Origin of the sequence: Klebsiella sp. KP20-425-1, from assembly GCF_025813515.1 — a bacterium.
GTDB lineage: Bacteria > Pseudomonadota > Gammaproteobacteria > Enterobacterales > Enterobacteriaceae > Klebsiella > Klebsiella pneumoniae.
The window spans coordinates 4,842,581-4,864,225 of the sequence record NZ_CP109614.1 but is presented as its reverse complement, the minus strand read 5'-3'; the positions used below and the strand labels follow the sequence as shown (position 1 = coordinate 4,864,225).

The 21,645-nt window shown below is 56.0% G+C and carries 21 protein-coding genes; 15 read left to right on the top strand and 6 right to left on the bottom strand.

Going from position 1 to position 21,645, the window contains the following annotated elements; genetic code table 11:
- The first annotated feature begins 222 nt into the window (after nt 1-222).
- Nucleotides 223-576, top strand: a complete 354-nt coding sequence (iraM, locus tag OHJ17_RS23755; protein WP_002885039.1) for an anti-adapter protein IraM — start codon at nt 223-225, stop codon at nt 574-576.
- 38 nt (nt 577-614) lie between these two features.
- Here iraM and OHJ17_RS23750 read toward each other — a convergent pair whose 3' ends face one another.
- The 3 genes from OHJ17_RS23750 to OHJ17_RS23740 are packed head-to-tail and all read right to left on the bottom strand — an operon-like array spanning nt 615 to nt 3,167.
- Complete coding sequence (locus OHJ17_RS23750; RefSeq protein ID WP_004177841.1) at nt 615-1,376, bottom strand: inositol monophosphatase family protein; 762 nt, start codon at nt 1,374-1,376, stop codon at nt 615-617.
- Nucleotides 1,377-1,386: 10 nt separating this feature from the next.
- Nucleotides 1,387-2,400 (bottom strand): LacI family DNA-binding transcriptional regulator, encoded by a 1,014-nt coding sequence (locus tag OHJ17_RS23745; RefSeq protein WP_002885046.1) that lies wholly within the window; start codon nt 2,398-2,400, stop codon nt 1,387-1,389.
- Nucleotides 2,397-3,167, bottom strand: a complete 771-nt coding sequence (locus OHJ17_RS23740) for an MBL fold metallo-hydrolase (RefSeq protein WP_032433765.1) — start codon at nt 3,165-3,167, stop codon at nt 2,397-2,399. Before OHJ17_RS23740 ends, OHJ17_RS23745 begins: the two co-directional genes overlap by 4 nt.
- A 163-nt stretch (nt 3,168-3,330) precedes the next feature.
- Here OHJ17_RS23740 and OHJ17_RS23735 point away from each other — a divergent pair, with 163 nt between their 5' ends.
- Genes OHJ17_RS23735 through OHJ17_RS23720 form a run of 4 tightly spaced genes read left to right on the top strand, consistent with a single transcriptional unit; the run spans nt 3,331 to nt 7,279 of the window.
- Nucleotides 3,331-4,362, top strand: coding sequence for an ABC transporter ATP-binding protein (locus OHJ17_RS23735; RefSeq protein WP_004177837.1), 1,032 nt, complete (start codon nt 3,331-3,333; stop codon nt 4,360-4,362).
- Between the two features lie 29 nt (nt 4,363-4,391).
- Nucleotides 4,392-5,531 (top strand): ABC transporter substrate-binding protein, encoded by a 1,140-nt coding sequence (locus tag OHJ17_RS23730; RefSeq protein ID WP_004177835.1) that lies wholly within the window; start codon nt 4,392-4,394, stop codon nt 5,529-5,531.
- 60 nt (nt 5,532-5,591) lie between these two features.
- Nucleotides 5,592-6,425: an ABC transporter permease gene (locus tag OHJ17_RS23725; RefSeq protein WP_004177833.1), complete on the top strand. Its 834-nt coding sequence runs from the start codon at nt 5,592-5,594 to the stop codon at nt 6,423-6,425.
- Complete coding sequence (locus tag OHJ17_RS23720; RefSeq protein WP_020802409.1) at nt 6,422-7,279, top strand: ABC transporter permease; 858 nt, start codon at nt 6,422-6,424, stop codon at nt 7,277-7,279. The genes OHJ17_RS23725 and OHJ17_RS23720 overlap by 4 nt, the downstream gene beginning before the upstream one ends.
- Nucleotides 7,280-7,325: 46 nt before the next feature.
- On the opposite strand, the gene OHJ17_RS23715 is transcribed toward OHJ17_RS23720, so the two are convergent.
- Complete coding sequence (locus OHJ17_RS23715; protein WP_002885064.1) at nt 7,326-7,607, bottom strand: YjcB family protein; 282 nt, start codon at nt 7,605-7,607, stop codon at nt 7,326-7,328.
- Between the two features lie 506 nt (nt 7,608-8,113).
- On the opposite strand from OHJ17_RS23715, the gene OHJ17_RS23710 reads away from it, so the two are divergent.
- Entirely contained in the window at nt 8,114-9,718 is a 1,605-nt protein-coding gene (locus tag OHJ17_RS23710; RefSeq protein WP_023283136.1) for an EAL domain-containing protein, read from the top strand.
- Here OHJ17_RS23710 and soxS read toward each other — a convergent pair.
- Nucleotides 9,703-10,032, bottom strand: a complete 330-nt coding sequence (gene soxS / locus OHJ17_RS23705) for a superoxide response transcriptional regulator SoxS (RefSeq protein ID WP_004151738.1) — start codon at nt 10,030-10,032, stop codon at nt 9,703-9,705. The genes OHJ17_RS23710 and soxS overlap by 16 nt on opposite strands.
- A gap of 84 nt (nt 10,033-10,116) precedes the next feature.
- Here soxS and soxR point away from each other — a divergent pair, with 84 nt between their 5' ends.
- The 4 genes from soxR to OHJ17_RS23685 all read left to right on the top strand — a co-directional run bounded on the left by soxR (nt 10,117) and on the right by OHJ17_RS23685 (nt 15,035).
- Nucleotides 10,117-10,575, top strand: a complete 459-nt coding sequence (gene soxR / locus OHJ17_RS23700) for a redox-sensitive transcriptional activator SoxR (RefSeq protein ID WP_002885077.1) — start codon at nt 10,117-10,119, stop codon at nt 10,573-10,575.
- Between the two features lie 259 nt (nt 10,576-10,834).
- Entirely contained in the window at nt 10,835-11,503 is a 669-nt protein-coding gene (locus OHJ17_RS23695; RefSeq protein WP_032433766.1) for a glutathione S-transferase family protein, read from the top strand.
- A 388-nt stretch (nt 11,504-11,891) separates the two neighbouring features.
- The gene (locus OHJ17_RS23690; protein ID WP_002885079.1) at nt 11,892-13,241 is read left to right on the top strand and encodes an NCS2 family permease; all 1,350 of its coding nucleotides are present in this window, start codon (nt 11,892-11,894) and stop codon (nt 13,239-13,241) included.
- Between the two features lie 147 nt (nt 13,242-13,388).
- Nucleotides 13,389-15,035, top strand: a complete 1,647-nt coding sequence (locus tag OHJ17_RS23685) for a Na+/H+ antiporter (RefSeq protein ID WP_002885082.1) — start codon at nt 13,389-13,391, stop codon at nt 15,033-15,035.
- Between the two features lie 162 nt (nt 15,036-15,197).
- On the opposite strand, the gene OHJ17_RS23680 is transcribed toward OHJ17_RS23685, so the two are convergent.
- Nucleotides 15,198-16,079: a LysR family transcriptional regulator gene (locus OHJ17_RS23680; RefSeq protein ID WP_004177821.1), complete on the bottom strand. Its 882-nt coding sequence runs from the start codon at nt 16,077-16,079 to the stop codon at nt 15,198-15,200.
- A 105-nt stretch (nt 16,080-16,184) separates the two neighbouring features.
- Here OHJ17_RS23680 and OHJ17_RS23675 point away from each other — a divergent pair, with 105 nt between their 5' ends.
- From OHJ17_RS23675 to OHJ17_RS23655, 5 genes are all read left to right on the top strand, one after another.
- On the top strand, nt 16,185-16,592 hold the full coding sequence (locus OHJ17_RS23675; RefSeq protein ID WP_002885086.1) for a CidA/LrgA family protein: 408 nt from the start codon (nt 16,185-16,187) through the stop codon (nt 16,590-16,592).
- Nucleotides 16,589-17,278, top strand: coding sequence for an LrgB family protein (locus OHJ17_RS23670; protein ID WP_002885088.1), 690 nt, complete (start codon nt 16,589-16,591; stop codon nt 17,276-17,278). Before OHJ17_RS23675 ends, OHJ17_RS23670 begins: the two co-directional genes overlap by 4 nt.
- A gap of 511 nt (nt 17,279-17,789) precedes the next feature.
- Entirely contained in the window at nt 17,790-18,347 is a 558-nt protein-coding gene (locus tag OHJ17_RS23665; protein ID WP_072196985.1) for a fimbrial protein, read from the top strand.
- Nucleotides 18,348-18,407: 60 nt separating this feature from the next.
- Entirely contained in the window at nt 18,408-19,097 is a 690-nt protein-coding gene (locus OHJ17_RS23660) for a fimbrial assembly chaperone (protein ID WP_021314568.1), read from the top strand.
- A complete protein-coding gene (locus tag OHJ17_RS23655) occupies nt 19,051-21,630 on the top strand; it encodes a fimbria/pilus outer membrane usher protein (protein WP_023288133.1) in 2,580 nt (859 codons plus the stop codon). Before OHJ17_RS23660 ends, OHJ17_RS23655 begins: the two co-directional genes overlap by 47 nt.
- Nucleotides 21,631-21,645 lie beyond the last annotated feature (15 nt).

Sequence of the window (21,645 nt, the reverse complement as noted above, 5' to 3'; positions counted from 1 at the left end):
TATCTTATTTTTTATTATATTTTCTTTTTTAAGGGTAATTTGGCTGTTTTTCATCAGGCCTAACCATAAATTTAGAGAGGGAAATGAAACGTTACTAATAATGGAGTATGTCGTTAGGAATTGTCTTAAATCACATAATTGCCAGGGGCGCTTGCGATTTATAACAATGAATGCTATCACTATATATTGTAATAATTTGTAGCATCTTTATAAGGAAGGAATATGAAATGGACTATTCTTAATACCCTGATCTGCCCGCAATCTGGTATCGCCTTCTCGGCTATATCCAGTCTGCGTTTCTTGAAATTTATCATGTGGTACGAGGCCGATGTAATCCTGTTGCCCGGTGAGTCGATAAGACTCTATTCCTCGAGAGTTTTAATTAATGACCAGTATCATTCATTAAAAATCTATAATATTACGGTGTACGACGAGGCGCAGTGGGAAAAATTACGTGAGCGACCATCGTGCCCTTACCATGCCGGTGGCGAGCGGTCTGACTCCTGTTTTTACCAGTCCTTTTGCACGATTAAGCGTTGCCCGAATAATATTCCCCGCAGTGAACCCTGGCGTTAGCCAGTCCACGCCGCCGGTCAGACACCGGCGGCGTGACGTCATTTCGCCAGCAGGGCGGCCAGTCGAGGCTGGACGCTTGCGCAGCCGGCCAGCACGAGGTTGCCTCGCCGCAGGCCCGCATTGGCGAGAAACGCATTGCACGTTCCGCCCGCCTCCTCAATCAATAGCATGCCTGCCAGCGCATCCCAGCTGTTCATATGCGCTTCATAATAGGCGTGGAGCTGACCGGCGGCGACATGCGCCAGCATCAGGGCGCCCGCGCCAAAACGGCGATACTCCAGACCGGCGTCGAGCAGCGTGTCGATGGCCCGGGCGTAGTCGCTGGCCGGGGCCCGGCTGGAGCGCCCCATGCCGATCACCACCGCATCGGGCTCCGGCTCGCGTAGCGTCAGGCGCCGACCGTTGAGATACGCGCCTTCGCCGCGGGCGGCGAAGAAAAATTCATCGCGATCGGGGGCGTAAATGATGCCGAGCGACAGCTCGCCCTGGCACACTCGCGCCAGTGAGATGCACCAGTAATCCATGCCGAGGATAAAGTTGGTGGTGCCATCGACAGGATCCAGCACCCAGACGGTCTGGTCGTCGCCTTCAAAACCGCTCTCCTCGCCGAGGAAACCCTCCTCGGGAAAGTGGGCCTGCAGCCAGCCTTTAATCTCTTGTTCTACCGCGAGATCCGCCTGCGACACAAAGTCCTGGCGCGCTTTTTTATCGACCTGTAATCCCGCATCGCGCAGCGCCTGGGCGTGGGCGCCTGCCTGGCGAATCAAGGCGCATAATGACTCTCGTTGTGCTTCCGTCATAGTCCTGCTCTCAGATAACAAAGGGCGACGTGCGCCGGTGAATTAAGGTTACCTCCACCCAGGTGGTGCGTGAAGGTTGCGAAGGGTCGGCGGCGCGCTCCAGAAGCCGGGCGAGCGCCTGGCGGGCGATCGCCGCCACATCCTGATGTAGCGTGGTGAGCTGATAGCTATATTGCGCGGTCGTCGGCGTGTTATCAAAACCAATCAGCTGAAAATCCGCCGGAGCCTCTCTGCCGCGCTGGCGCATTCCATCGAGAAAGCCACAGGCAAGCTGGGCGTTGGCGCAGAAGATCCCCTCCAGCGCCTCGTCGGCGAGCGCCGCAGCCTGTAACCCGCCCGCGTAACCTTCTTGCTGACAGGCGAGGATCGCCAGGTGGCGTTCGACGTCCACTCCGCGCGTCTGCAGCGCCCGGCCGAACGCTTCCCCGCGCATGCGGCCGGCCCAGGTGGAAGGATGGTGGTTGAGCCAGCCAAAGCGCTGACAGCCGCTGCGCAGCAGCTGGTCGGCGGCCAGTTCGGCGCCGGCGGCGTTGTCAGAACAAACGTAATCCACGCCGGGGATCGTCGGCTGACGATTAATGCCCACGACCGGAATATGCTGCTGGACGCACTCGTTCACCAGCGCCTCCGGCGGCTGGCCGGAGGTGACGATAACGCCGGAGACGCGAAACTGAGCGAAACGGCGCAAGGTCTGCGCCAGATCCTGCTCGCTGTGGATCTCGCTCACCAGCGCCTGAAAGCCCTGGCGCTGGATCTCGTTAAGCAGCGCATCAAGCAGGGTACTGCGAAAAGGATCGCTGATGCGCGAGACGATCACGCCGATTAAGTGGCTGCGCTGGCGGTTCAGCCCCTGGGCGAGGAAGTTAACCTGATACCCCAGCTCTTCGGCGGCGCGCAGTACCCGCGCCCGGGCGTCGGGAGAGATGCTGCCGTTGTTGCTCAACGCCCGGGACACCACTGCCCGGGAGACGCCCGCTCGCCGGGCAACATCCTGGGCGGTGACGCTGGGTTTGCGTGGGTTCATAGGAGGTACGTCTCGTCAGTGGGCGTGGGACGCGGCAGCGTAAAGGTGAGTCCATCCCGGGAAACGAATAAGCCCGGCCACGGCTGACAGGCCTGCTTTAGCGCCGACAGAGAAGCATCCTCGCAGTGATAGAGCCCCAGCGCCGGGAGCTGCAGCGTTCTGAACAGCATCAGGCAGGAGGGGAAATCGCCATGCGAGGCGTCATCGTCCAGGGCTGCTACCGAGGCGCACTCCTGAAACGCCAGCCCGGCGCCGGCCATCAGGGCTATCGAGTCGGCGGTCGGCCGGCCATCGCCGCTGTAAAACAGCGTCTGCCCGGCAATGGTGATGCGGATGGCGCGATTACTCAGCTCATGCTGGGTGGGGGCAGTGCGGATCTGCCAGTCCTGCCACGTCCAGGCTTCGCGGCATTCCTGCCAGTCGATGGTGAAACCAAGGTCCGCCTGCGGCCAGTTCGCCAGCGCGGCCAGCTGCATGAGCACCGGCTGCTGCGCCGGCTGGCAGTAGATAATGACTGGCTTCTGACGGGAATAACTTTTCCAGTGGTTCAGTAGCGCCGTCAGGCCGGTGCAGTGGTCCGGGTGAACGTGGGTGAAGTAGATCGCGTCGATATCGTTGACCTCGCCGCCGCGCTGCCAGAGCGCGCGGGGAACGGTGGGGCCGCAGTCGATTAACCACTGTTTGTTGTCCGCATCGATCACCAGCAGCGCGGAGGTATTTTGCGTGCAGGAAAAGGCGCTCCCGCAGCCAAGCACATCTATTTTCATTTACCCTCGCCAAAATTTTTTGCCGCTTAATTAAATTGTCATAAATACCCGACAAAGTAGGCTCACATCATGTCGAGTCAACGTTGCATTTTTTTTACAGCCAAATGAACACGTGTTCACCTTGCTAAAAAAAATGCCGCAGCAGCGCTTTCAGGTAGCGAATATGAGTTATTTACAGATCTCCGGCCTTAAAATTAGTTATGGCGATAAGGTGGTTTTACATAATATCGATCTGGCGGTAGAGCAGGGAGAGATGATTGCTCTACTGGGCCCGTCGGGATGCGGAAAAACCACGCTGCTGAACGCCCTCTGCGGCTTTATTCCGGTGCAAAGCGGCGAGGTGGCTATTGCCAGCCGAACGATCACTCATCTTGCGCCGGAGCAGCGCAATATCACCATGGTATTTCAAAGCTACGCCCTGTGGCCGCACCTGACGGTAGCGCGCAATATCGGCTATGGCCTGAAGCTGCGCAAATGGCGCGGGGCGGATATCGCGCGGCGGGTGGCGGAGCTGCTGCGAATAGTCAATCTCGAAGGGCTTGGCGAGGTGAAAGTGACCGAACTGTCGGGCGGCCAGCGGCAGCGGGTGGCGCTGGCGAGAGCCCTGGCCATAGAGCCCCAGGTGCTGGTGTTGGATGAGCCGTTATCTAATCTGGATGCCAAAGTGCGCCTGAATGTGCGCCATGAAATTAAATCTCTGCAAAAGAGACTGGGGTTCACGTCATTAATTGTCACCCACGATCAGCAGGAAGCCTTAGTGATGGCGGACCGCATTGCGGTATTAAATCAGGGGCGTATTGAACAAACCGGCACGCCGGAAGAAATATATCAACGCCCCGCGACGCCCTTCGTCGCTGATTTTATGGGGGCCGATAATAAAATAATTTCCGGTGAATTATCCGCTGCCGCAATATCCGGTTTATCTGCCGCTCAGCAGGGTGACAACGTTATTTATTTTCGCAGCGCCGATGCCGCGCTCGCTGAATTAACGCAGCCTGCGCCGCAGGAGGGGCTGGCTCTGGAAGGCGTGGTGGAGCAAAGCGCGTTTCTGGGCAATCTGTATCGTCACAGCGTGCGCTGCCATGACCGCCTGCTGCTGGCGGATGCCGCGCAGTGCTGGCCGACAAAAAGCCGCGTTCGGCTCCATGTGCCAACGCCGGCCCTGCATATTTTTCCTTTACCACTATCACAGTGATATCAGCGTGTTCATTCTGGGGACAATCCATGTTGACTAAGACGAAAGCAGCGATCGTAACGACCCTCTTCCTGAGCCTTGGCGCACAGGCCGACACCATTCTCAACGTCGCCACCGCGGGCGATCAGAATATGGTGGATTATGTAAAAACCTGGCTGGGGCCAAAATTTGAAGCCGCTCATCCCGGCGTCAAGGTGCGGGTGATCGGTACCGGCCCCGGCGACGCCGGGTCGAATAAAATTAGCGAGAAGCTAACGGCCCAGCAGGAGAGCGGCGCGCAGCAGTGGGATATCGACGTCGCGGTAGTGCACCAGAAGGCGGGCGGTGAGCAGGTGGCAAAGGGATTGCTGCAAAAATACCGTCAGGATATTCAGACCGGCGGCATGGTGAGTTCGCCGAGCGCCACCCAGGCGCTGGGCGTTAACGTTGACGGATACGTGATGCCGATGTTCTTAAGCCAGACCGCTATCGCCTGGAACAGCGATCTGGTCACTACCCCGCCGGCGTCGTATGACGAGCTGGTGGCCTGGACGCAGAAACACCCGCAGGCTTTTGGCTATAACGGCATCAAGAACGGCATGTCCGGCGTCAGCTTTGTGGTGGGCTGGATCTACGCCTACGGGACCGACGCCCAGCGTCTCTCCGCCGGACCCTATGATAAAAGCGTCGAAAAAGGCTGGCAGCAGGCCTATGAGAAGCTAAAGGCGTTCAATAAAAACGTAACTTTCACCCCGGGCAACGCCGGGACGCTCGATATGCTGAGCCGGGGGGAAATCGCCATGGGCCCGGTGTGGGTCGATATGTTCTATAGCTGGAAAGATCAGGGCAAGCTGCCGCCGTCGATCAAGCTTGCTTTACTGGCGCCGGGCATGCCGGGCCAGCCGATGTATTACGTCATCCCGGCGAAGGCGGCGAATCCGCAGCTGGCGCGCGACTTTATCGCGCTGGCCACCAGCCCGGAAGTGCAGGCGCAGGGGATCGTCAAGCAGTTCAACTGGTATCCGGGCATCGACGCCGGGCAGGTGAAGCCGAAGCTGGATGCGGCGACCTGGCAAAAGCTGTTTGCCGAAATCTCGCCGGAAGCGCTGGCGAAGTATGGCAAAAGCTTCCCGATCGCCCCTTACTTTGACGATATCAAAGAGGGTTACGAAAGCCAGGTGGCTAATTAAACCTTTTTCCAGCCCGGGCCGCCGTCCCGGGCGCTTGCTTGTGCTGACGCCAGGTTTATTATGTCCAGTTCATTAAAATATCTGCTGCTGGTTGCCCCAGCGGCGCTGATGATCGCGATCCTGTTTTTGTATCCGCTGGGGTTTTCGCTGGTCTCGGCGTTTACCGCGCCGGGACAGCCGTTCACCCTCGATCACTTCCGCAAGGTCTATGCGCTCTACGCCAGCGATGTGCTCTTTTCGCTGCTTATTGTGCTGATCTCGGTGGCGCTGTTAGCGCTGCTCGCCATTACCCTGTCGGCAGTGATTGCGCTGTCACCCTGCCGACCCGTTGTGCGTCTGCTGGGTTTTTTGTATCGCCTGCCGCTGTTTATTCCTTTTATCGTTGTTGCCCAGATGATGCGCACTTTTCTCGCCAAAAATGGCCTGATGAACAATGCGCTGGTGGCGGCCGACCTGGTCACGCCGCTGGAGACGCTCTCCTGGCTGGGATGGAAAGGGATAGTGATCACCTTTGTCTGGAAGCAACTGGCCTTTGCCACGCTGCTGATCTGCGGGGCGATGGCGGCGCTGGAGTCGTCGCAGATCCTTGCTGCACGTAATCTTGGCGCCTCCCGGCCGCGGATCCTGTTCGATATCATGCTGCCGCAGGTCCTGCCGACTATCGGCGTGGCGCTGGTGCTGTCGACGGTGACCATGATGTCGGTGCTGTCGGTACCGTTGATGATCGGCGTGGGGACCCCGACGATGCTAACCGTGGATATGGCGTTTCGCGTCAATTCCTATGGTGATTACGCGGTGGCGAATGCGCTTGGCGTGGTGTCGCTGGCGATCTGCGGCGCGCTGTCGTGGTTTTACCTGCGCCACAGCCTGCAGCAAAAAGGCGGTGAATCATGAAAGCGCTGGCCCTCGTATCAACCCCGGCATGGTGGGTGAAAGGGCGCCGTAAAGTGCGCGCCAGTCCGGTGCTGCAGACTCTGCTGCTGCTGTTTATGCTGCTGGCGATGTTTGGTCCGCTGCTGAACCTGTTGATCTGGACCGTAGCGGAAAGCTGGTATTTTCCCCATTCGCTGCCCAGCCGGTGGGGGCTGAAGTACTGGTATCAGGTTTTCAATCCATACAGCGATGTCTCCAGCTCGCTGTTAACCAGCGTGCTGATCGCTCTGTTATCGGTGGGGGTCTGTTTGCTGATTTCCGTACCCGCCGGCTATGCGCTTTCCCGGCGGAAAATGCCATTACGGATGCTGTTCATGCTGCTATTTCTTATCCCGCAGGCCTTTCCTAACCTGACGGTATACATGAATGTTGCCAGATTGTTTTATCAGTGGGGATTGAACGGCAGTATCGCAGGGGTGGTGCTGGTGCATAGCGTCCACGGTCTGATGTACTCGGTGTGGATCTGTGTGGCCGCGTTTTCAGCCATCGACCCGCTGCTGGCGCGGGCGTCGCGTAACCTGGGCGCCGGGCCGGTGTATACCTTCTGGCACATTGTGCTGCCGCAGGCGGCGCCGGGGATCGTTGCCGCCAGCATCTTTGTTTTTCTGGAGTCGCTGGATGAGTTTACCGGCACTTTCTTCGTCGGGGCGCCGGATATCACCACGCTGCCGCTGCTGCTCTATAACGCCAGCATGTCGGGTAACTATCAGGTCTCGTCGATTACCGCGCTGATTTTGCTGGTCCCATCGCTGCTCTTTATGGTGGTGATCCATAAATTTATGCGTCCGGAGATGATGGCGAAATTAGGGAAATAAGGGCTGCAGAAAACGAAAAAGCTTCCCGTCGGGAAGCTTTTTAACCTCAGGTCATCATCATTGGCCATTCTGGCGGTGTCTGACTCATGACTTCAATCATCACATCTTTGATATTGCCCCAGATTTTGGCAATATCGAGCAGGGTGATACCGAGCAAACCGGTGGCGAACCAGCAGGCGGCGGCCAGGCCGAGGCAGCTGCAGATCACCGCCAGACCGGCGTAATCGCTTTTGCGAAGCTGAATATTCAGTGAGCTGGCGAGAAACATCAGTACCGCGCTCACCAGGGGCCAGCGCAATAATACGACACTGGTAGTAATGGAAGCCATTAACCTATCCTCAAAGAAAGTCGGGAGCCATGGACGACCTGGCGCGACTGACGATGGCATAGCGCTCTGGTCTCAACTGGCGTACTAGAGAGTGATGAAACGCCATTTCTGTTTCATCAACTTGTGTGAACTATATCACACTTGGCGCTTTATTCACCAGTCAAAAAATGAGCTTTTGCTGCGTTTAATAACTATGAAATTTGTGTGGATATTGGTGAGCAACCCCGGGAAGCATATTTTCATTCACTGCCTAATGATTATTATTCTGCGGGTTTTATTACCTGTTCTTGTTTATTACACGGAGAAACCGAGTCAGATGCGCGTCTATTCTTAATCTTGCCGGAATATCTTCCGAATACCTGATAAATAAGTATTATTCATCACCATCAGAGGTAAAACTGACGCTCGTGAGGGCTGTCGGATGTCAGCTGATGTCTATCGCAATCGCGATTGCTAACGTGTTCGGGCTACCTTAATTAAGGCATATCGCATGGATGTAAGCGTAAATGGGTGACAGTGCGCCGCATAAGGCGCTAAGAGTCATCGGAACAGGTTTGGTTATTTTATTGCCAGTGGTGCTGGCATTGTGGTTTGCCCAGCTGCGGGCTAAAGCCGAAACCATTGATCAATTACACTCATTTTCGCAGCTGGCGCTGCAAAAAACGGAAATGGTCATCCGGGAAGCGGATCAGGCTCGGGCTAAAGCCAGCCAGTATCGCGGTGAGTTGTGTTCAGCGGATCACCAGCGTTATTTACTGCATATTGTGCGCGGCCTGCTGTATGTGGAAGATCTGATCTACGCTAACGGCCAGCGCTTTATCTGTTCAACGTCCGTTCATCAGCAAACCGGCTGGCGGATGCCGGCGGCTAATTACACCAAAAAGCCGGATGTCGCGATTTACTATTACCGGGACACGCCGTTTTATCCGGGCTTTGCCATGAATTATATGCAGAAGGGGCCCTATGTTGTGGTGGTTAATCCCTTCTCGTACAGCTCGGTGATCGCCAGCGACCGCGATTTAGCCTATGGCGTTTTCGATACCAAAACCAACCTCTTTTTCTCGGTAAGTAACAATGTCGAGCCCGCGGAACTCCATGCGTTAATTCGCGAAGGCGATACCTTTTTTAATCAGAATGGCCGGGTGTATACGATCGCCCGCTCCGCTATTCGCCCCATCGCCGTCATTATGTCCACCTCGCGGGCCAGCTACTATCACAACTTTTGTGACCAGGCCAGTCTGACGCTGCCGCTGGGGATAATTTGCAGTATTTTACTGGTGCTGGTGTGGTCGCGCACCCGCCGACAGTATCACTCGCCGCGCAATATGCTGCAGCGGGCTCTGAGCTGCCGCCAGCTGCGCCTGCACTACCAGCCGATTATCGATATTAAAAATAACCGCTGCGTTGGGGCGGAAGCGCTGCTGCGCTGGCCTGGGTTTGACGGTCCGGTGATGAACCCGGCGGAGTTTATTCCGCTGGCGGAGAATGAAGGCATGATTGCCCAGGTCACGGACTACGTGGTGGATGAACTGTTTTATGAAATGGGTGAGTTTCTGGCCAGCCATCCACAGTTGTATATAGCCATCAATCTCTCTGCGTCGGATTTCCATTCGGCGCGGCTGATTTCACAGATCAGTGAGAAAGCGCACAGCTACGCGGTCTGTATCGGACAAATCAAAATCGAAGTGACCGAGCGCGGGTTTATCGACGTACCGAAGACCACGCCGGTGATCCAGGCGTTCCGCGAAGCAGGCTATGAAATTGCCATCGACGATTTCGGCACCGGCTACTCGAATCTGCATAATCTGCACGCGCTGAACGTCGATATCCTCAAAATCGATAAAACCTTCGTCGATACGCTCACCACCAACAACACCAGCCACCTGATTGCTGAGCATATCATCGAGATGGCGCGCGGGTTGCGGTTAAAGACGATTGCAGAAGGCGTGGAGACGCCGGAGCAGGTAAGCTGGCTCTACAAGCGCGGCGTACAGTATTGCCAGGGCTGGCTGTTTGCGAAAGCGATGCCGGCGCGGGAGTTTATGCAGTGGTTAGCCAATGCTCCCGCGCCCGCGAACGTGCCTCAGCCGCCGCGTCACGCGGAGATCTGATGGCGATAGTCGCTGGGAGTGCGGTCAAACTCGCGGCGGAACACCCGGGAGAAGGTTTGCTGCGAGACGTAGCCCAGATCCATGGCGATATCAAAGATCGGCCGCTGGGTGGTTCGCAACGCTTCCGCCGCCAGCAGCAGGCGGCGCTGGCGAATATAGTCCCCCAGCGTCTGATGCATCACGGTACGGAACATCCGCTGCAGGTACCACTTCGAGTATCCTGACTTTCTGGCGACTATATCAATGTTAAGTGGTTGATCGATATGTTCATCAATCCATTCAATCAAAGTTTGAATAATATCCTGATGGGACATAAAGCGGCCTCTCTCAATTCTCGATTCGTCGTTTTGTCTGCAGGCGAGTATAATTCCTCAAGTTAACTTGAGGTAAAGCGCTTTATGGAAAAGAAATCACCCCGCATCAAAATGCTGTTGACGCCTGGAGAAGTGGCAAAACGAACCGGCGTGGCGGTCTCGGCCCTCCATTTTTATGAGAGTAAAGGATTGATCCACAGTCAGCGGAATGCCGGCAATCAGCGGCGCTACCGGCGTGACGTTCTGCGCGCGGTGGCGATTATCAAAATTGCGCAACGTATTGGCATCCCGCTGGCCACTATCGGCGACGCGTTTGGCGTGCTGCCGGAAGGGCACAATCTCAGCGCAAAAGAGTGGAAGATGCTGTCATCGCAGTGGCGTGAGGAGCTGGATCGGCGCATTCATACCCTGACGGCGCTACGCGACCAGCTCGACGGCTGTATCGGCTGCGGCTGTTTATCGCGACGCGACTGCCCGCTGCGCAACCCGGGCGATAAACTGGGGGAAGAGGGAACCGGCGCCCGGCTGCTGGAAGACGAGTGATAAAACTAAAGCGCCACAACTGGGCGCTTTAGTTGTTTTCCGGTCTTGGTCTTTCGCATTATCTCGCTGGTTCGCGAGAGGGTTTCCCCCGACGTCGACGTCCCTCAGTATTGCGCAATCTGTTGATGGAGGTTCCGGTTTGCGTCGACACTTTAACTATGGCATCTGCCGTCGCTTTTTCCTCACTATTTTGCTGAAATTTTCCCGGCAATGAGCGCCTGTTCCTATAGTTAATTTGAACAAACTACGGGAGAGGCTCATGCTGACGGTACATCATCTTAATCAATCACGATCGCAACGCGTACTGTGGGCACTGGAAGAGCTGCAGCTGCCTTATCAGATAGTCCGCTATCAGCGGGAGAAAACGATGCTGGCGCCGGCGGCGCTAAAAAAAATCCATCCGTTGGGCAAATCACCGGTACTGGAAGACAACGGCTATGTGCTGGCGGAGTCCGGGGCGATCCTCGAGTATTTGCAGGAAACCTGGGACAGCGGCGGGTTGTTGAAGCCGCAGGGAATTGACGACAAACTGCAGTACCGCTTCTGGCTGCACTATGCCGAAGGCTCGCTGATGCCGCTGCTGTTAATGAAGCTGGTGTTCGCCAGCCTTGGCAAACCCCCTGTGCCCTTTGGCGTCCGCTCGCTGGGCGCCCTGCTGGGCAAGGGCATTCAGAAAGCGTGGCTGGATCCCCAGCTGGCCACCCATGCGCGGTTTATTGACGACCATCTTGCCACGCGGCCATGGTTTGCCGGCGAGCGTCTGAGTATGGCCGATATCCAGATGAGCTTCCCGGTGATGGCGCTGTTGGCGCGCGGTGGCGTGCATGACCTTGTCCATATTGAGGCCTGGCGACAGCGGGTGGAGCAGCGTCCGGCCTGGCAGCGGGCCATCGAGCGCGGCGGTCCCTTCACCTTACCCGGTGCCTGAGGTATCAGCGGATCCGATGACGTCGATAAATGAAAGCAACTCACTAAAAAATTGTTAGCGGATTGCGCATAGACGATAACGTTTGCGCATCGGCTGGTCATTTTCTGTTCGTCATAAGCGAAATTTAGCGAAATACGATAAACATCGGTTGAAAAGGGTTATCTAAAGGCCGGATAATCGTTTGCCTTTCTGTTTCGCTCCCCCTTTTTTCTGCTGTCCGGGGGAGGCGATAAGGTTGACCACCGTAGTGTATGCGCGGAGTTAAACGTTTGCTTTTTTGCGGCCCCCCTGGCGCTGCGATTCGGTACATGGAGATCGCGTTTAACTGGCAGTGGACGGTCCACCACGCATATCAACGAACGATAAAAATTTTCAGGGGAAGTTTTCTATGTCTACGCCTTCAGCGCGTACCGGCGGTTCATTGGACGCCTGGTTTAAAATTTCGGCGCGCGGCAGCACCGTGCGTCAGGAGATTGTTGCAGGTCTTACTACCTTTCTGGCGATGGTGTACTCCGTCATCGTGGTGCCGGGCATGCTCGGTAAAGCGGGCTTCCCGCCGGCCGCGGTGTTTGTCTCGACCTGTCTGGTAGCGGGCGTTGGCTCGCTGGCGATGGGATTATGGGCGAATCTGCCGATGGCGATCGGTTGCGCTATCTCGTTGACCGCCTTCACCGCCTTCAGCCTGGTGCTGGGGCAGCAGATCAGTATTCCGGTAGCCCTCGGCGCAGTATTCCTGATGGGGGTCCTGTTTACGGTGATCTCGGCAACCGGCATCCGCAGCTGGATCTTGCGTAACCTGCCACAGGGCGTGGCGCACGGTACCGGGATCGGCATTGGCCTGTTCCTGCTGCTGATCGCCGCCAACGGCGTTGGTCTGGTGATCAAAAACCCGCTGGACGGTTTGCCGGTGGCGTTGGGCAACTTTGACAGTTTCCCGGTGGTGATGTCGCTGATTGGCCTCGCGGTGATCATTGGTCTGGAAAAAATGAAGGTGCCGGGCGGCATTCTGCTGACCATTATCGGCGTGTCGATTGTCGGCCTGATTTTCGATCCCAACGTCCATTTCTCCGGCATTTTCGCTATGCCATCCCTGAGCGATGGCCAGGGTAATTCCCTGATCGGCAGCCTGGATATCGTCGGCGCGCTCAACCCGGTCGTGCTGCCAAGCGTGCTGGCGCTGGTGATGACGGCGGTCTTTGACGCCACCGGTACCATCCGCGCGGTGGCTGGCCAGGCGAACCTGCTGGATAAGGACGGACAGATCATCAACGGCGGTAAAGCGCTGACCACCGACTCCCTGAGCAGCGTCTTCTCCGGTTTAGTCGGGGCGGCGCCGGCGGCGGTTTATATCGAATCGGCGGCGGGTACCGCGGCCGGTGGTAAAACCGGTCTGACCGCGGTGACGGTCGGTGTCCTGTTCCTGCTGATCCTGTTCCTCTCCCCGCTCTCTTATCTGGTGCCGGCCTACGCGACCGCGCCGGCGCTGATGTACGTTGGCCTGCTGATGCTGAGCAACGTGGCGAAAATCGATTTCAATGACTTTGTTGACGCGATGGCTGGCCTGATCACCGCGGTGTTTATCGTGCTGACCTGTAACATCGTGACGGGCATCATGATCGGTTTCGCGACCCTGGTTATTGGCCGTCTGGTCTCCGGCGAGTGGCGCAAACTGAACCTCGGCACGGTGATTATCGCTGTGGCGCTGGTGGTGTTCTACGCCGGCGGCTGGGCGATTTAAACCCTTCGTGCTCCTCACGGGCGGCTCAGGCCGCCCGTTTTATTTTTAAGCCACATCCTGTTTCCATTTGCGTTAATCTGGGTAGCGTATGATTCACAGGCACGACGCCTTACAGGTATAAAAGAAAACGCAGCAAACAGGGAACACATGGAAATATTCTTTACCATCCTCATCATGACCCTTGTGGTCTCACTCTCCGGGGTAGTGACGCGCGTACTGCCCTTTCAGGTTCCACTTCCACTGATGCAAATCGCCATTGGCGCGCTTCTGGCGTGGCCGACCTTTGGTTTGCACGTTGAATTTGATCCAGAGCTGTTTCTGGTACTGTTTATCCCGCCGCTGCTATTCGCCGACGGCTGGAAAACGCCAACCCGCGAATTTATTGAACACGGGCGCGAGATCCTCGGCCTGGCGCTAGCGCTGGTGGTCGTGACGGTGGTCGGCATCGGCTTTCTGATCTACTGGATTGTGCCGGGCATTCCGCTGATCCCTGCGTTCGCGCTGGCGGCCGTGCTGTCGCCGACCGACGCCGTGGCGCTTTCGGGCATCGTTGGGGAAGGGCGGATACCGAAGAAAATCATGGGCATTCTGCAGGGGGAGGCGCTAATGAACGACGCCTCCGGCCTGGTCTCGCTCAAGTTTGCCGTCGCGGTGGCGATGGGCACCATGGTCTTTACCGTTGGCGGCGCCACCGTAGAATTTCTGAAGGTGGCGATTGGCGGCGTGCTGGCCGGGTTTGTGGTGAGCTGGTCGTATGGCCGCTCGATGCGCTTCCTCAGCCGCTGGGGCGGGGATGAACCCGCCACGCAGATTGTCCTGCTGTTCCTGCTGCCGTTTGCCTCCTATCTGATTGCCGAACATATCGGTGTCTCCGGCATCCTGGCGGCGGTAGCGGCGGGGATGACCATCACCCGTTCCGGCGTGATGCGCACCGCGCCCTTGGCCATGCGCCTGCGCGCCAACAGCACCTGGGCAATGTTGGAGTTTGTCTTCAACGGCATGGTCTTCCTGTTGTTGGGCCTGCAACTGCCGGATATCCTCTCCAGTTCGCTGGTAGCGGCGGAGGCCGACCCCAACGTTGAGACCTGGATGCTGTTTACCGACATTATCCTGATCTATGCCGCGCTGATGCTGGTGCGTTTTGGCTGGCTGTGGTCGATGCGTAAGCTCAGTCAGCGCTTCCTGAAGAAGAAGCCGATGGAGTTTGGCTCCTGGACTACGCGCGAGCTGCTGATCTCCTCCGTTGCCGGGGTGCGCGGGGCGATTACCCTCGCCGGTGTGCTCTCCATTCCTCTGCTGCTGCCTGACGGGAATGTCTTTCCGGCGCGCTATGAGCTGATTTTCCTCGCCGCCGGGGTGATCCTGTTCTCGCTGTTCGTCGGGGTGATTGCGCTGCCGATCCTGCTACGTCACATTGAATCGAGCGATAATGTGCAGCAGCGGAAAGAGGAGCGTCTGGCGCGCGCAGCAACGGCTGACGTGGCGATTGTGGCGATCCAGAAGATGGAAGAGCGTCTGGCGGCGGATACCAAAGAGAATATCGATACCCAGCTGCTGACCGAAGTCAGTTCGCGGGTGATCGGTAACCTGCGCCGGCGCGCCGATGGGCGTAACGACGTGGAAACCTCTATGCTCGAAGAGAGTCTGGAACGCCGCTTCCGCCTGGCGGCGCTGCGCTCTGAGCGCGGCGAGCTGTATCATCTGCGCGCCACCCGGCAGATCAGTAACGAGACGCTGCAGAAGCTGCTCCACGATCTCGACCTGCTGGAAGCGCTGTTAATCGAAGATCAATAACCTGTAATCCGGATAGCGCGACGCTTATTCGGACTACTGGCGAGACTGCAGTAAATGTGTAGCCCCGGTAAGCGTTAGCGCGACCGGGGGAAACCCGGGCAGCGGCGCAAGCGCCTGACCCGGGCTACCCCTTCCCTTGCGGAACGCGTTGTCACCAGGGAATTATTCCAGCCAGAACGCTTTGCTGCACGCCAGCCAGGCCTCAGCGCTGCGCGACATATATACGCCTTCCCGCCAAATCATCCCCAGCTCCCAGCGCAGCTCGCTTTGCAACGGGATCCAGCAAAAATTCTGCCGGTCGAGACGCTGGCAAATCGGTTCCGGCAGGATCGCTACGCCAATGCCCGCCTGCACCATGGCGGCGAGAAAATCCCACTGGCCGCTGCGCACCGCGATACGTGGCTTCACGTCATGCTCGGCAAACAGCCGCATCAGCTGCTGGCTAAGGGCAAATTCCTCGTTGTAGATAACCAGCGGATGCGACGCCAGCTCGGCCGGCGAGAGCGAGGTTTTACCTTCCCACTCCGCGGTCCTTGGCGTCAGGACGCACAGCGGGTGATTGAACAACGGCAGAATGGTGAGGCTGCTATCCTCCTCGACAGGCAGGGCGGTCATCGCCATATCAAGTTCGCCATTGCTGACCGCCTGCTGGACCGTCAGGCCGCCAAACTCGGCGATCTTCAGCTCGACGCCCGGATAGCGCTGGCGGAAGCGACTGATCGGCTCGGCCATCAGCATCCCGACCATCGGCGGAATGCCAAGCCGCAGCACCCCTTTATGCAGGTGGTTGATATCGCTCAGCTCTGACTCCAGCTGGCTGAACTCGCCCAAGATCGCCTGGCCGCGTTCAAAAACGACGCGCCCGGTATCGGTGAGCAGTAGTTTGCGGCCGTCGCGGATCAACAGCGTGCAGTTCAGCTCATCTTCGAGATTCTTGAGCATCTTGCTGATGGTGGGCTGTGTGACAAACAGCTTTTCCGCCGCGCGAGTAAAACTCTGCTGACGAACCACTTCAACGAAATAGCGCAGCGTTCGGATATCCATAATTATTCCCTGAGACTATACCTGCGATGATTTTAATTCATTTCTGTCCGCTTCGGCGGCTCTCTATACTGCTCGCCTGACTTCTTTTTTTCAGGACTATCGCACATGGCCTTCGCGCCAGCTCGCGTTGCCCCCGCCGTGGCGCAACGACTTCAGATCCCGGTACAGGTACTTCTCTACGTCGGGTTATTCATCTTCGCACAATATCTGGTGAACAGGTGGCAGGTACCGCTGCCGGCTAACCTGGTCGGCATGGTGATGCTCCTGCTGCTGATCGTCTGCCGGGTGATACCGGTAAGCTGGGTGCGCGCCGGCGCCCGCTGGCTGCTGGCGGAGATGCTGCTGTTTTTCGTCCCGGCGGTGGTCGCGGTGGTGAACTACGCCCAGCTGTTGATGGTCGATGGTTGGCGGATTTTTCTGGTGATTGCCTTAAGCACGCTGATGGTGCTCGGCGCCACCGCCTGGGTCGTTGACAAGGTCTATCGTTACGAAGTGGGCAGGTTAAAAAAATGAGCGATGCCGTGCTGAGTATCCTGTGCCTGGTGGCGACGCTGGTCCTCTATTACGCCAACAAAAAACTGTATCGCCGTTTTCATAAACTCCCTCTGATGCCGCTGGTGTTCACGCCGATCCTGCTGGTGCTGATTCTGGTGGTAGGCCACATCTCTTATCAGAGCTATATGGGAGAGACCCACTGGCTGCTGTGGCTGCTGGGCCCGGCGACCATCGCCTTTGCCGTTCCGGTGTATGAAAATGTCGCGGTGATTAAACGCCACTGGATGTCGCTCAGCGCCGGGGTGGTGACGGCGGTAGTGGTGGCTGTCACCAGTTCCGTATGGCTGGCGCGCGGGTTTATGTTGTCTGATGAAATTCAGCGTAGCCTGGCGGTGCGCTCGGTGACCACGCCCTTTGCGCTGGCGGCGGCGAAACCGCTCGGCGGTCAACCCGATCTGGTGGCGCTGTTTGTGGTGATCACCGGCGTGTTTGGCATGGCGGTGGGAGATATGCTGTTTTTACGTCTTGCTATCCGGGAAGGGATGGCGAAAGGAGCCGGGTTCGGCGCGGCTTCCCATGGTGCGGGAACGGCGCGCTCGTATGAGCTGGGCCAGCAGGAGGGCGTGGTGGCCAGCCTGGTGATGATGCTGTCAGGCGTAGTGGTGGTGCTGGCTGCGCCGGTCGTCCGCTGGCTGCTGTTTTAACATTATCGCCAGAGTGAATGTTAATAAATATTGAGGAGAGGAATAGCTATCGGCTATTCCCTGTTTTTGTTATTGATGCATTTAACGGTTCATCATAAAAGATTAAGCCAATTCTTATATCAGCACTGACTTTGTAACTAAATATTTCTCTGCATGCCCGTATTTAATTATGGGGTAAATATTATATAAATATCCAATTATCTTTGCGAATTTTATAACTTTATAACTATTTGATTTTTATGGTTTTGAGTATGGCCACTCATGCGTTGCGATGTTATGTCGCAAAAAAATCAATTTTTACATTAATAATTGAGTTCTTACCTCATGCTAGTTATTATTTTTACGCGAGCTTGTATTATTGAATGGATTCAAATGCTGGTCGTTTATTTATGAATAATATTAATTGTCATAAACCATATGTCATGTAAATACATGCATGACGCCGCGCTGCTTGAATTTCATTCTCTAATATCGCTGCATAAAGCAATTGACGGACTGATTGTCGTTTATAATGGATATGGGAATAAATATGAATATGAGTAAAAAATTTCTGGCGGGTGCCCTGATTTTCTCTGCCTGCAGCGCGCTGTCTACCGTTGCGCAGGCTGATAACACCATTACCTTTAATGGTATTGTTTCCGATACCACCTGTACGGCGACCATTGATGGCGGTGTAACGGCTATTGATATGGGCACCACCTCAGTGGCGGATCTGAAAGCGTATACCTTCGGCGCTGCCAAGAACTTCTCCTTTAGCTTAGCTGATTGCCCGACCGCGGAAGAAGGTGGCAACAGTATCGCCCGCGTCACTTTTGGCGGTGTTTCCGATACCGCGAACAGCGATTATTTTAAAAACCAGGCAACTGATGAGCCGGCAACCGGCGTCGCTGTGGCCCTTTTCGACGAAGCGGGCAATGTGATGAAGAATAACGAAGAGGGTTCTGATGTTGATATCTCTTCGGGTGCAGCAACCATTCCGTTCACCGTTAAAATGGTGAAATCGGGTGATGCCGATCCGACGAAAGGTACCGTTCAGACAACCGTGACTTATAACGTGACCTATCATTAATTCGGCTTCTTGTTGAATGGAGAAAGGGGAATCGCCTGCTATTCCCCTTAAATTAAACATATGAGATATCCTTTTTTTGCGATCGGTTTATTGCTGTCTTCTTCCTTCGCGCAGGCCAGCGTGGTCGTTGGCGGTACGCGTCTGGTTTTTGATGGTACGAAAAATAACGCTGTAATAACGGTTGAGAATAAAGATCAGAACAGCAATATCGTTCAGTCCTGGCTCTCGGTGGTTGATGCAGCCTCACCCGCCAAAGACGCATTTATTATTACGCCGCCGCTGTTTCGTCTCAAAGCCGGGGAGAAAGGATTTGTCCGCGTAGTTCGATCAGGAAAGAAATTACCCGACGATCGCGAGTCGATGTTTTGGCTCAATATTAAAGGGATCCCGGCAACAGAATATGTACCTGATAAAAATGTCGTACAGTTTGCGATTAATTCGAAAATAAAATTGATTTATCGACCCGCTGCGTTAAAAGGTAATACACCGGAAGCGTACGCTGAAAAATTACAGTGGGGGAAAGAGGGGACGTCGGTGACGGTAAAAAATAACTCACCGCTGTATATGAATTTCTCACAGATTAGCCTTAACGGTAAAAATATTTCTGGCGCATGGTTTGCTGCCCCGTTTTCCACCTTAAAAATACCCGTGCAGAGTAGCCTGTCGGCGACAGGAAAAAAAGAGATCACATGGAGCGTGATTAATGATTATGGTATGTCAGGGAAGAAATATACCGCTATCATTCAGTAGCGTTGAGCTGCTATTTTCAACTAAAAGTATCTGCGTCGCTATTATTCTGTGCCTAAGTACTCTGCCCTCTCGCGCGGAGGCCGGTGAATATTTCAACCCAAATTTACTCGAAGTCGCCGAGAGTCCTGCGGCTTCGGTTGATCTATCCTATTTTTCGCAAGATGGCATACCGCCGGGCACCTATCACCTGGATGTTTACATCAACGATAAGTACGTCAGTTCAGACTCGCTGACTTTTCAGGAAATTAGCCATGACGCAGGCGCGACTGCTTCTCCCTGCCTGTCCGCGGAGTATCTGAATTCATGGTTGATTAATACCACCGCCTATCCGCAGTTGTTCGAGGCAGGGGAAACCTGCGCCCGGCTGTCGGCGATCCCCGGGATGACGTTCTCGGTATCTCTTGCCCAGCAGCGGATTGATTTTACCGTGCCGCAGGCCGCCATGCTGAATCGCCCCAGAGACTATATTCCCGAGAGCCAGTGGCAACAGGGGATCAATGCCGGTCTTCTCAACTATAGCGTCACCGGGCAGCGTAATGCGCCGCGGCATAACGGCGCCACTATCGACAGTCAGTTCGTCAGCCTGCAGCCTGGGCTGAATCTGGGACCATGGCGCCTGCGCAACTACAGCACCTATAGCCACAGCGATAACAACAGCCGCTGGGAGTCGGTTTACTCCTATCTTGCCCGCGATATTCACACCCTACGCAGCCAGCTGGTGGTCGGTAATACGTATACCTCTTCCGGCATTTTCGACAGTTTGAGTTTTACCGGTCTGCAACTCAGTTCGGACAAAGAGATGCTGCCGGATAGCCTGCATGGCTTTGCGCCGACGATTCGAGGGATCGCGCGCACCACCGCGGAGGTCTCGGTTTATCAGAATGGTTACAGCATTTATAAAACCACCGTCGCTCCCGGCGCCTTTGAAATTAACGATCTGTACGCCACCGGCAGCGCCGGCGACCTGTACGTCAACATTAAAGAGTCTGACGGCAGCGAGCAAAACTTTGTGGTGCCTTTCGCGTCGCTGGCGATCCTGCAACGTGAGGGCCAGCTGGACTATGCGCTGAGCAGCGGCAGGACGCGATCGGGCAGCTCCGACGATAAAGAATATAACTTTATTCAGTCTTCCCTGGCCTATGGCGCCACCAGCAACATCACTTTTTATACTGGTTTCCAGCAGGCGGAAGATAAATACACCAACCTGTTGTTAGGCGCTGGCTTTAACCTCGGTACTATCGGTGCGCTGTCGTTTGATGGCTCTCAGTCGTGGGCCGACGTGAAAACCAGCGATACGGCCTCGTCAACCAGTAAAGAGCAAGGGCAATCGTATCGCGTCCGCTTCAGTAAAAGCTTTCTGCAGACGGGCACCAGCTTTTCCGTGGCCGGTTATCGCTACTCCACCTCGGGATATTATTCGTTTCAGGACTTTGTCGATAACTCTTCCACACAGCGCGACTGCTGTACGCAGAGCGGCAGAACGAAAGGCCGGTTTGACGCATCGTTGTCGCAGACGCTGTTTGGCTATGGTTCGCTCTCGCTTTCGTTGGTCAATGAGACCTACTGGGACAGTTCGCGTATGGAATCGGTGGGCGTGGGCTATAGCGGGTCGATTGGCAAGGCCTCCTACTTTATTAACTATTCCTATAACCGCAATGTGCAAAGCACCGATGACAGCAGCAATAACCGGCCGGCCAGCGATACGGTCGTCTCCCTGACGTTAAGTATTCCGCTTGGCGAGACGCTCTCGGCAAATTACACCATGAACCATGGTCGGCATAACGATACCACGCACAGCGTGGGGCTCAACGGCTCGGCGTTTGAGGATCGTTCCCTGAACTGGAGCGTACTGGAAGGGTACAACACGCAGGATAAAAGCACCTCCGGCAACCTCAGCGTCAACTACCAGGGCTCGAAAGGGGATGTGGCTGGCGGCTATGGCTACGACCGCTACAGCAATCACTACAACTATTCGCTGCGCGGGGGCATGGTCGCCCATGCGGGCGGACTCACGCTATCACGCTTTCTGGGCGAGAGTTCTGCGCTGGTCGAAACGCCTGGCGTCAGCGATGTGACAGTGCGCGGTCAGACAAACGTGACGACGGATGCCGCCGGATATGCGGTGGTGCCCTACGTCCGTCCGTACCATCGTAACAGCCTGGCGCTGGATGAACAGGAAATACCTGGCGCTGAAGTGGATAACGTCGCCAGAACGGTGGTTCCGACGCGCAATGCGATCGTCAAAGTGAAGTACGACACGCGAATTGGCTATAAGGCGATGCTCACCCTGCGTACCCGCAATGGCGTGGTGCCTTTCGGCGCGCTGGTGACCCTCGATAATGATCACGGTAGCGCGTCGCGCAGCAATATCGTTGGCGATGAGGGGCAGGTGTATCTAACGGGGCTGCAGAAAAAAGGCCAGCTGTTAGCGCGCTGGGGGGAGAAAAGCAGTGAGCAGTGCACCGTTCATTATGACTTCTCCGGCATGGCCCTTGGCGACGATATTCTGTTCTATCAGGCCGAATGTCGGTAATGGATGCAGGTTTTC